Annotated in this window: 9 protein-coding genes; 5 read left to right on the forward strand and 4 right to left on the reverse strand. The window is 73.5% G+C overall.

What is annotated here, in order from left to right:
- Positions 1-8: 8 nt before the first annotated feature.
- The 3 genes from QOZ88_RS09930 to QOZ88_RS09940 all read right to left on the reverse strand — a co-directional run bounded on the left by QOZ88_RS09930 (position 9) and on the right by QOZ88_RS09940 (position 3,406).
- Positions 9-1,418, reverse strand: a complete 1,410-nt coding sequence (locus QOZ88_RS09930) for an aspartate aminotransferase family protein (protein ID WP_305999617.1) — start codon at positions 1,416-1,418, stop codon at positions 9-11.
- Positions 1,415-1,891, reverse strand: coding sequence for an Lrp/AsnC family transcriptional regulator (locus tag QOZ88_RS09935; RefSeq protein ID WP_244524001.1), 477 nt, complete (start codon positions 1,889-1,891; stop codon positions 1,415-1,417). The genes QOZ88_RS09930 and QOZ88_RS09935 overlap by 4 nt, the downstream gene beginning before the upstream one ends.
- 123 nt (positions 1,892-2,014) lie before the next feature.
- Positions 2,015-3,406, reverse strand: coding sequence for an NAD(P)/FAD-dependent oxidoreductase (locus QOZ88_RS09940; protein ID WP_305999618.1), 1,392 nt, complete (start codon positions 3,404-3,406; stop codon positions 2,015-2,017).
- Between the two features lie 186 nt (positions 3,407-3,592).
- Between QOZ88_RS09940 and QOZ88_RS09945 the strand changes: the two genes are divergently transcribed.
- The 5 genes from QOZ88_RS09945 to QOZ88_RS09965 are packed head-to-tail and all read left to right on the forward strand — an operon-like array spanning position 3,593 to position 9,215.
- Positions 3,593-4,795: a polyamine ABC transporter substrate-binding protein gene (locus tag QOZ88_RS09945; protein WP_305999619.1), complete on the forward strand. Its 1,203-nt coding sequence runs from the start codon at positions 3,593-3,595 to the stop codon at positions 4,793-4,795.
- A complete protein-coding gene (locus QOZ88_RS09950) occupies positions 4,788-5,957 on the forward strand; it encodes an ABC transporter ATP-binding protein (RefSeq protein ID WP_305999620.1) in 1,170 nt (389 codons plus the stop codon). Before QOZ88_RS09945 ends, QOZ88_RS09950 begins: the two co-directional genes overlap by 8 nt.
- Before the next feature lie 58 nt (positions 5,958-6,015).
- Positions 6,016-6,921, forward strand: coding sequence for an ABC transporter permease (locus QOZ88_RS09955; protein WP_305999621.1), 906 nt, complete (start codon positions 6,016-6,018; stop codon positions 6,919-6,921).
- Between the two features lie 13 nt (positions 6,922-6,934).
- The gene (locus QOZ88_RS09960) at positions 6,935-7,804 is read left to right on the forward strand and encodes an ABC transporter permease (RefSeq protein ID WP_305999622.1); all 870 of its coding nucleotides are present in this window, start codon (positions 6,935-6,937) and stop codon (positions 7,802-7,804) included.
- Positions 7,797-9,215, forward strand: coding sequence for an NAD(P)/FAD-dependent oxidoreductase (locus QOZ88_RS09965; RefSeq protein WP_305999623.1), 1,419 nt, complete (start codon positions 7,797-7,799; stop codon positions 9,213-9,215). Before QOZ88_RS09960 ends, QOZ88_RS09965 begins: the two co-directional genes overlap by 8 nt.
- Before the next feature lie 30 nt (positions 9,216-9,245).
- Here the strand turns inward: QOZ88_RS09965 and QOZ88_RS09970 are convergent, their stop codons facing one another.
- Complete coding sequence (locus tag QOZ88_RS09970) at positions 9,246-10,868, reverse strand: PucR family transcriptional regulator (protein ID WP_305999624.1); 1,623 nt, start codon at positions 10,866-10,868, stop codon at positions 9,246-9,248.
- Positions 10,869-10,945: the final 77 nt, after the last annotated feature.

Genomic DNA, 10,945 nt, shown 5'->3' on the forward strand with positions numbered 1-10,945 from the left:
CCCCGGGCTCAGAGCTGCTGCCAGGCCTCGGTGAGGACCGAGCGGAGGATCTGCTCGATCTCGTCGAAGTGGCCCTGGTCGCAGATCAGCGGCGGCGCCAGCTGCACCACCGGGTCGCCCCGGTCGTCGGCGCGGCAGTAGAGGCCGTTGTCGAACAGGGCCTTGGACAGGAACCCGCGGAGGAGCCGCTCGGCCTCGTCGTCGTCGAAGGTCGCCTTTGTGGCCTTGTCCTTGACCAGCTCGATCCCGTAGAAGTACCCGTCCCCGCGGACGTCGCCGACGATCGGCAGGTCCAGCAGCCCCTCCAGGGTCCGGCGGAAGGCGCCCTCGTTGCGGCGCACGTTGCCGTTGAGGTCCTCCCGCTCGAAGAGGTCGAGGTTGGCCATGGCCACGGCGGCCGAGACGGGGTGCCCGCCGAAGGTGTAGCCGTGGGCGAAGGAGTTGTCGCCCCGGCGGAACGGCTCGAACAGCCGGTCGCTGGCGATCATGGCGCCGATGGGGGAGTAGCCCGAGGTGAGCCCCTTGGCGCAGGTGATCATGTCGGGCACGTAGCCGTACCGGTCGCAGGCGAAGGTCTCCCCGAGCCGGCCGAAGGCGCAGATCACCTCGTCGGAGACGAGCAGGACGTCGTGCCGGTCGCAGATCTCGCGGACCCGGGCGAAGTACCCGGGAGGCGGCGGGAAGCAGCCGCCGGAGTTCTGCACCGGCTCCAGGAAGACGGCCGCGACGGAGTCGGCCCCTTCCATCTCGATGGCGATCTCGATCTGGTCGGCCGCCCACCGGCCGAAGGCCTCGGGGTCGTCCCCGTGCTCGGGAGCCCGGTAGAAGTTGGTGTTGGGAGCCTTGTGCGCCCCGGGGACCAGTGGCTCGAAGGGCATCTTCGCCGCCGGGATGCCGGTGATGGACAGGGCGCCCTGGGGAGTCCCGTGGTAGGCGACGGCCCGGCTGATGACCTTGTGCTTCATGGGTTTGCCCACGAGCTTGAAGTACTGCTTGGCCAGCTTCCACGCCGTCTCGACCGCCTCGCCGCCGCCGGTGGTGAAGAAGACCCGGTCGAGGTCCCCGGGCGCCGCGGCGGCCAGCCGCTCGGCCAGGGTGACCGCGGTCGGGTGCGCGTAGCTCCACAGCGGGAAGAAGGCGAGCTCGGTGGCCTGCCGGGCGGCGGCCTCGGCGAGCTCGGCGCGCCCGTGGCCGGCCTGGACGACGAACAGCCCGGAGAGCCCGTCGAGGTAGCGGCGGCCCTGGGCGTCCCAGATGTAGGGGCCCTCGCCGCGCACGATCACCGGCACCTCGCCGCCGTCGTCGTAGGTCGAGTGCCGGGTGAAGTGCATCCACAGGTGGTCGCGGGCCGCGGCGGAGAGCCGGTCCGCCGCCGCCGTGGTGCCGGGCGTCGTCACGAACTGCGAGGTGGCGGTCATCGGGTTCCCCAGGTGTAGGTCTGCTTGGCGAGCTTGAGGTAGACGAAGGTCTCGGTGGTGCGGACTCCGGGCAGCGCGCGGATGCCGTTGGTGACGACGGACAGGAGGTGGGCCTCGTCCTCGCAGACGATCTCGACGAGGATGTCGAACGAGCCGGCCGTGATGATCACGTAGTCGACCTCGGGGAGCTTCCCGATCTTGTCGGCGATCTCGGTGAGGTCCCCGTCGGCGCGGATGCCGATCATGGCCTGCAGTGCGAAGCCCAGCTGGACCGGATCGGTCACGGCCACGATCTGCATGACCCCCGCGTCGAGGAGGCGCTGGACCCGCTGCCGCACGGCGGCCTCGGACAGCCCGACCTCGCGGCCGATGGTCGCGTAGGCGCGCCGGCCGTTCTGCTGGAGCTGCTCGATGATCGCCTTCGAGGTGTCGTCGAGCTGGTGGCCCCGGTCCTGCCGGGGGCGTGTGGTCACCCCGGCATGGTGTCGTCCGGCGGCGCCCCGTGGCAAGAGATTCCGTCGTCCGTTCTCGTCCATCCCACTCATTCCTGTGTTCCACCGCACGGATACGGCGATATCCGCTGTCCGACCGGCTGTTCAACCGCCGGTCAGCCGGGCCAGGAGCTGCCCGGTGCGGCGCGCCGGCCGTCCGGTCCGGGCGGCGATCGCGTCGGTCAGCCCGGCCAGCTGCAGCCCGCCGTTGATGCCGAGCCACCGCAGCGGCTCCGGCTCCCAGTGCGGGGAGCGGTGCCCGACCCACGGCAGGTGCACGAGGTCGCTGTCGCGCTGCAGCACCAGGTCGGCCAAGGTCCGGCCGGCGAGGTTCGACGTCGCCACGCCGTCACCGACGTAGCCACCCGCCCAGGCCAGACCGGTCCGCCGGTCCAGCCCCACCGAGCTCATCCAGTCGCGGGGCACCCCCAGCGGCCCGCCCCAGCGGTGGGTGGTCCGGGCGTCGGCGGCAGCGGGGAACAGGTCGACCAGCGTCCGCCGCAGCGCGGCGAAGACGCGTTCGGAGCCGTCGTGGCCGGGGAGGACCGACGACGCGTAGTGGTAGGGCGCGCCGCGGCCGCCGAGCGCGATGCGGTCGTCGGCGGTGCGCTGCGCGTAGATGATCAGGTTGCGGCCGTCGGTCACCGTCTCGCGGCCGGCCCAGCCGACCTCGTCCCAGAAGCCGGGCGGGAGCGGTTCGGTGGCGATCATCAGCGAGTAGACGGGTGCGAGGGCCCGGCGGTGGCCGGCGAGCGTGGCCGTGTACCCCTCCGTCGCCCGGATGACGACGTCGGCGCGGACGCGGCCGTGCGCGGTCTCCGCCACGCGGGGGCCGATGCGGGTGACCCGGGTCCGCTCGTGCACGGTGACGCCGGCGCGTTCGACGACGTCGGCGAGCCCGCGCACGAGGCGGGCGGGGTGGACCCGGGCGCAGTGCGGGGTGAAGACCCCGCCCAGGCAGGTCGAGGTCCGGACCCGCCCGGCCGTCTCGGCCGCGTCCAGCCAGGCGACGTCCTCGGCGCCGGCCCCCCATGCGTGCTCGTGCTCGACCTCCGCCTGCAGCGCGGCGACGTGCTCGGGCCGCGTGGCGATCGCCAGGGTGCCGCCCTTCACGTACTGGGCGTCGATGCCCTCCACCGCGGCGACCCGGCCGACCTCGTCGACGGTCCGCCGGAGCTCCCGGTGCAGGTCGACGGCGGCCTGCCGCCCGGCGGTCCGGGCGATGCGTTCGCGGCTGGCCGCGAACAGCGCCGAGCACCACCCCCCGTTGCGGCCGCTGGCCCCGAACCCGGCGACCTCGGCCTCGAGCACGACGATCCGCAGCGTCGGGTCGGCCCGGGCGAGGTAGTACGCCGTCCACAGGCCGGTGAACCCGGCGCCGACGACGGCGACGTCGGCATCGATGTCGCGGCTCAGGGACGGGCGGGGGACGACCGCCCCCGGGAGCGTGTCGAACCAGAGCCCGGGTGGACCGGGCACGGTCGGATCGGTGGTCATGGCGGCTCCCGTCGGCGAAGGAATCCGTAGCGGTATCGATCCGTGACGACCGAACCCTTGTCCGGCGGGGATGTTGTCTGCCAATCTGCGCACTGCGCAAGCACTGATGTGAAATTTCTCGCACCTCGTCACTCGCTGACCCCACCCGGCGGCCCGGCAGGGTCGCCGTCGCGGAAGGACACGCCGTTGAGCGATCTACGACCGGAGCTGATGCGGATCACGTCTGCAGCGCTCGACCGCCGTGGTTTCCTGCGGGTCATCGGCCTGGGCGGAGCCGCCCTGGCCGCCGGCCCCCTGCTGTCCGCGTGCGGCACGGAGGGCACCGACAACGCTGCCGGCGCCCCCGGTGCGGGGAGCGCCCAGGACGCCACCACGGTCAACTGGTCGAACTGGCCGCTGTACCTCGACACCGCCGAGGACGACGCGAGCGTGCACCCGACGCTGCAGGCGTTCGAGCAGCAGACGGGCCTGTCGGTGGCCTACACCGAGGACATCAACTCCAACGACGAGTTCTTCGGCAAGATCGCCCCGCAGCTCGAGGCGGGGCGCAGCACCGGCCGGGACCTGATCGTGCTGACCGACTGGATGGCCGGCCGGATGATCCAGCTGGGGTACGTCCAGGAGCTCGACAAGTCCAACATCCCGAACGCGAGCAACCTGCAGCCCGCCTACCAGGACGTCCCCTTCGACCCCGGCCGCCGGTACAGCCTGCCCTGGCAGAGCGGCATGACCGGGATCGCGTACAACCCCGAGGAGCTGGGACGGGAGATCACGCGGGTCGACGACCTGTTCCAGCCCGACCTCCGTGGCCGCATCACGATGCTGAGCGAGATGCGCGACACCATGGGGCTGATCCTGCTGTCGATGGGCAAGACGCCCGAGGACCACAGCCAGTCCGACTACGAGGCGGCGATCGCCAAGCTGCAGGAGATCGTCGACGAGGGCTACGTGCGGCAGTTCACCGGCAACGAGTACGCGGCCGACCTGGCCGCGGGCAACATCGGGGCGGCGTTCGCCTGGTCCGGCGACGTGGTGCAGCTCCAGGCCGACGACCCCGCGCTCCAGCTCGTGCTGCCCGCCGAGGGGGCGATCCTCTGGTCGGACAACCTGATGGTGCCGGCCGGGGCCGCCAACAAGGAGGGCGCCGAGCAGCTGATCAACCACTACTACGACCCCGAGGTGGCGGCCCAGGTCGCGGCCTGGGTCAACTACGTCACCCCGGTCGCCGGCGCCCGGGAGGCCGCGCTGGAGACCGCACCCGACGTCGCGACCAACCCGTTGATCTTCCCGACGCCGGAGATCCTGGCGAACCTGCACGGCTTCAAGGCCCTCACCGAGGAGGAGGAGCGGGAGTACCAGGACCTCTTCCAGGCGGTGATCGGTGCCTGACCGGCGCAGCCCGGCGGAGGGGGACCGCACCAGCAGCGACGTGCGCATCGAGGGGGTCACCAAGCGCTTCGGCGGGTTCACCGCCGTGGACGACCTCACGCTGACCATCCCGGCCGGATCCTTCTTCGCGTTGCTGGGGCCCTCGGGGTGCGGCAAGACCACCACCCTGCGGATGGTGGCCGGCCTCGAGCAGCCGACCGGGGGCCGGATCCTGCTGGGCGAGGACGACGTCACCGACCTCCGGCCCTACAAGCGCCCCGTCAACACCGTGTTCCAGAGCTACGCACTCTTCCCGCACCTCTCGATCGCCGAGAACGTCGCGTTCGGGCTGCGCCGTCGCGGGGTCAAGGACGTGGGCCGGCAGGTGGACGAGATGCTGGAGCTGGTCGAGCTCGGCGGCTTCGGCCGGCGCAGGCCGGGGCAGCTGTCCGGCGGCCAGCAGCAGCGCGTCGCCCTGGCCCGCGCGCTGATCAACCGGCCGCGGGTCCTGCTGCTCGACGAGCCCCTGGGTGCCCTCGACCTCAAGCTGCGCCGGCAGATGCAGCTGGAGCTCAAGCGGATCCAGACCGAGGTCGGCATCACCTTCGTGCACGTCACGCACGACCAGGAAGAAGCCATGACCATGGCCGACACGATCGCCGTCATGAACGCCGGCCGGGTGGAGCAGCTCGGCGGCCCCGAGCAGCTCTACGAGCGTCCGGCCAGCCGCTACGTGGCCAACTTCCTCGGCCAGTCCAACTGCCTCGACGGCGTCGTCGACGAGGTCGGCGGGGACGGCACACTGGTCACCGTCCAGGGCTGCCGGCTGCGCATCCCCGGCCGCTACGGCTCCCCGGGGGCCCGGCTGTCGCTCGGCGTGCGGCCGGAGAAGACGGTCGCGGTGCCGGCCGGGGAGGCCCCCGGGGCGGCGCTGGGCAACCAGGTCCCGGGCACGGTCACCGACGTGTCGTTCACGGGCCTGTCCACCCAGTACCTCGTGCGGACCCCGTGGGGGCAGGAGATCAGCGTGTTCGCCCAGAACGCGGGCGGCGAACGACGGGTCGCCGCGGGGGAGCAGATCACCGTGGTCTGGCGGCCGGAGCACACCTTCCCGCTCGATGCCGCGCCGACCGAGGTGGCCGAGCAGTCCGGGGCGTCGGTGCTCGCGGAGGCCCGGTCGTGACCGGGCCTGTCCCTGCCCGCGTCTCCGGGCGACGAGCGGCGGGCGCCGGGGAGCGCCGGTGACGGCGGCCCTCACCGGCCACGCCGGGCCGGCCACCGACGCGACCGACGAGGAGCCGCCGCGTCCGCGGCGGTGGTACACCCCCTACCTGCTGCTCCTGCCGGGCCTGGCCTGGCTGGCGGTGTTCTTCCTCGTCCCGATGGTCGCCCTGGCTTCCATGTCCCTGCAGACCGGATCCCTGGGCCAGGGGTACCGGCTGACCTGGGAGTGGTCGAACTACAGCGAGGCCTTGTCGACCTTCGGCGCGCAGTTCGGGCGCTCTTTCCTGTACGCCGGGGCGGCGACGCTGCTGTGCCTCCTGATCGGCTACCCGCTGGCCTATGCGATCGCCTTCAAGGCCGGCCGCTGGCGCAACCTGCTGCTGATCCTCGTGATCGCCCCGTTCTTCACCAGCTTCCTGATCCGCACCCTGGCCTGGAAGATCATCCTCAGCGACGACGGCTGGGTCGTGGACACCCTCCGGGCGGTGGCCCTGCTGGACGACGGCGGCCGCCTCCTGGCCACGCCGGCCGCGGTGGTCCTCGGTCTCACCTACAACTTCCTGCCGTTCATGGTCCTGCCGCTCTACGCCAGCCTGGAGAAGATGGACGAGCGGCTGCTCGAGGCGGCCGCCGACCTCTACGCCAACGCCTTCACGGCCTTCCGCAAGGTGACCTGGCGGTTGTCGCTGCCCGGCGTGGTGGCCGGCACCCTGCTGACGTTCATCCCGGCAGCGGGCGACTACGTCAACGTGCAGTTCCTCGGCACGCCGAACTCCGCGATGGTCGGCACGGTGATCCAGAGCCGGTTCCTCACCGTGCTCGACTACCCGACCGCCGCCGCGCTGTCCTTCGCGCTGATGGTCTCGGTGCTGGTCATCGTCCTCGTCTACGTGCGCCGCGTCGGTGCGCGGGACCTGTTGTGAGCCGGAGGACGACGTGACCACCACCCTCGACCGCCCCACCCGCTCCGGCGCCGCCCCGGCCCCGGGTGGGCCCCGGCGCACCTCGGCCCTCGCCCGCCTGTCCGGGTGGGTCCGCAGGCACCTGGTGATGGCCTTCGCCGTCCTGGTGCTGGTCTACCTGTTCGTGCCGATCGCCGTCGTGCTGCTCTTCTCCTTCAACGACCCGGCGGGACGGTTCAACTTCACCTGGCAGGGATTCTCCACCGAGGCCTGGCTGAACCCGTGCGCCCCGGCGGGCATGTGCGACGCGGTCGTGCGCAGCCTGGAGATCGGTGCCCTGGCCACGCTGGTCTCGACCGTGCTCGGCACCCTGCTGGCGTTCGGCCTGGTGCGGCACCGGTTCCGCGGCCGGACGGGCACCAGCCTGCTGGTGTTCCTGCCGATGGCCACCCCCGAGGTCGTCATGGGGGCCTCGCTGCTGACCCTGTTCGTCAACCTGGGGGTCGGGACCGGCTTCGCGACGATCGTGCTGGCGCACATCATGTTCAACGTCAGCTTCGTCGTCGTCACGGTGAAGGCCCGGCTCGCGGGCCTGGACAGCCGCCTGGAGGAGGCGGCGATGGACCTCTACGCCAACGAGTGGCAGACCTTCCGCCGGATCACCCTCCCGCTGGCCGCGCCCGGCATCCTGGCGGCCGCGCTGCTGGCCTTCGCCCTCTCCTTCGACGACTTCATCATCACGAACTTCAACTCCGGGAACACGATCACCTTCCCCATGTACGTCTGGGGCGCCGCGCAGCGTGGCGTGCCGCCGCAGGTGAACGTCATCGGGACCGCGATGCTGCTCGCCGCGCTGCTCGCGGTCGGCATCGGGGAGCTCGTCAAGCGCGCCCGCCGTGGCTGACCCGGCGCTGTCGGCCCTGGCGGACGCGGAGCCGGCGGTGTTCTGGCTCGACGACCCCGCCGCACCGCCGCCGGCGCCGGCGCTGGTGGCGGACGTCGACTGCGAGCTCGCGGTCGTCGGCGGGGGGTACACGGGGCTCTGGACGGCGCTGCGCGCCCGCGAGCGGGCCGCGGTCGGGGACGGAGGAGCCGACGACGTCGTCGTGCTCGAGGCCGGCCGCACCGGCACCCAGGCCAGCGGGCGCAACGGCGGGTTCTGCGCGGCGAGCCTCACCCACGGTGCGGCGAACGGGTACGCCCGGTGGCCGGGGGAGATGGCCGTCCTCGACCGGTTGGGGGAGGCCAACCTCGACGGGATCGAGGAGACGGTGCACCGCTACGGCATCGACTGCGACTTCCGCCGCACCGGCGCGCTGGACGTGGCCACCGAGCCGTGGCAGGCCGAGGAGCTGGCCGAGCGGGCGCGGCTGCCGGTGACCACGGACGCACCGCCCCCGCTGCTGCTCGACGCCGACGCCGTCCGCGCCGAGCTGGACAGCCCCACCTACCTCGCCGGGCTCTGGGAGCGGCACACGACCGCGCTGGTGGAGCCCGCCCGGCTGGCGTGGGGCCTGCGCGCCGCCGCGGAGTCGCACGGCGTCCGGCTGCACGAGCACACGCCGGTGACCGCGCTGGGCACCGAGGGGGGCCGGGTGGTGCTGCGGACGCCGTTCGCCACGGTGCGGGCCGCTCGCGTGGTGCTGGCCACCAACGCCTTTCCGTCGTTGCTGCGGCGGCTGCGCCCGTACACCGTGCCGGTGTACGACTACGTGCTCGTGACCGAGCCCCTGTCGGCCGCCCAGCTGGCGTCGGTGGGGTGGGGGAACCGGCAGGGGGTCGGCGACTCCGCGAACCGGTTCCACTACTACCGGCTGACCCGCGACGACCGGGTCCTCTGGGGCGGGTACGACGCCGTCTACCACTACGGCAGCCGCATCGAGGCGCGGCTCGACCAGCGTCCGGAGACGTTCGCCCGGCTGGCCCGGCACTTCGCCGAGACCTTCCCCCAGCTGGCCGACGTGCGCTTCACCCACCGGTGGGGCGGGGTGATCGACACGAGCACCCGCTTCTGCGCGTTCTACGGGCGCGCCCGCGGCGGCCGGGTGGGCTACGCGCTGGGCTTCACCGGGCTGGGGGTGGGGGCGACCCGCTTCGCGGCCGACGTCGTCCTGGACCTGCTGTCCGGCGCCGACACCGAGCGCACCCGGCTGTCCATGGTGCGACGCCGGCCGGCGCCGTTCCCGCCCGAACCCCTGCGGTCGGCCGGCATCGCGCTGACCCAGTGGTCGCTGGCCCGGGCCGACCGGTACGAGGGACGCCGCAACCTGTGGCTGCGCGGGCTGGACCGGGCCGGGCTCGGCTTCGACTCCTGAGGCCTCCGGCCCACCGGCCCGGCGGACCCGTCAGACCGGCTGCTGGGCACTGCGGGCCAGCAGCGCCACGTGCAGCGACAGCCGCGACTCCGGCGCGTCCAGGTCCAGCCCCAGCAGCCGCTCGGCCCGGGCCAGCCGCGCGTAGAACGCCGGCCGCGACAGGTGCGCCGCCGCCGCGGCGGCGGTCTTGTTGCCCCCGCGGGCCAGCAGCGCCTGCAGCGCCGCCAGCAGGGCATCGGCGTCGTGGGCGGTCAGCAGCGGGGCGAGCTCGCGTTCGACGAACGCCTGCAGCCGGGGGTCCTCGCGCAGCAGGTGCAGCAGACCCCGCAGCCGGACGTCGACCAGCCGGTAGAAGGGCAGGCCCCGCGGGTCGCCGACCGCCGCCTGCGCGGCCTGCGACGCCTCCTGGAACGACCGCCGCGCCTCCGCCAGGCCGGGGACGACGCTGCCCACGCCGATCAGGGGGCGGGCGCCGGCCAGCGGCTGGGCGCGGAGCGCGTCGGCCAGGCGGTGCAGCGTCTGCTCCAGGTTCGCCCCCGTGACGCCGTCGAGCGCCGCCAGGATCCCGACCTCCCCGTGCCCGACGCTGCCGACCAGCGCGGGGAGGCGGCACAGCCGGGCGGCCAGCCCGACGCCTTCGGCCCGGTCGCGCTCCAGCGCCCGCGCCGCCGGGCTCTCGCCGGCGACGGTGCCGCGGGCGGGGGCGTCCGGCCAGTGGACGACGGCGGCCACCAGGGACCGGCCGGCGACGGGCAGCCCGGCGGCGGTCACGCGCGAGGCGATCTCGGCGGGGAAGGCCCAGCGCTGCTCGACGATGTCGGAGAGCAGCGAGCGGTGGGCGTGCCGCTCCAGCGTCTCCCGGTCGCGTTCGAGGAGGCGGCCGACCGCCAGGGCGGTGGCGCCGCGTTCGAGGACCACCGTCCGGTACGCCATGTCGGTGCCGTCGGTGACCGCGACCAGTCGGCCCCAGGTCTCGCCCCGGGCCATGACCGGGGTGACGAGCCAGCCCTCGGGCCCGGTGCCGGTCGTCCCGGTCCAGGCGGCCCGGCGGGACCGGGTCTCCCAGCCGTCGAGCAGGACGGTCCGGGGCACCCCGGCGGGCTCGTCCAGGATCACCTGGTGGGCCCGGTTCTCCAGCACGACCGGGCACCCGGCCAGCTCGGCCACGCGGGCGAGCACGTCCGCCGGGGAGGCGCCGGCCACGGTGAGCGCGGTGAACGCGGCGTGCACGGTGTCCGATCGCTGCAGCTGCGCGAACTGCGCCTCGACGATGTGGGAGTGCACGGCCTGGGTGACGTCGACGAAGCGGACCGGCCGCTGCAGCGCGACCAGGGGGAGGTCCCGGCGGCGCGCGGCCCGGAGCAGCGCGGCCGGCAGCGCGGTGTAGCGACGGCCGAGCTCGACGACGAGCGCGGAGGCGCCGACGTCGGCGAGCTCGTCGACGTACCGGGCGAGCACCGCCGGGTCGTCGGGCAGCGCGATGCCGGTCGTGAGCAGCAGCTCCCCGCCGCTGAGCAGGCTGCCGATGTCCGGGACCTCGCTGACGTGGACCCAGCGCACCGGCCGGGCGAGAGCCGCGGGGGATGCGGTGGTCAGGGGACGCCCGGCCGCCACGGACGGCAGGTCGAGCACCTCGGCGACGGTCGGCAGCATCGGGTTTCCGGATCGTCAGGTCGGGCCGGGATGCCCTGACGATCCGTATCTTGCCGTCGCGCCACCGCGCTGACCAG

Source organism: Blastococcus carthaginiensis, from assembly GCF_030731085.1.
In the GTDB taxonomy this organism is placed as follows: domain Bacteria; phylum Actinomycetota; class Actinomycetes; order Mycobacteriales; family Geodermatophilaceae; genus Blastococcus; species Blastococcus carthaginiensis.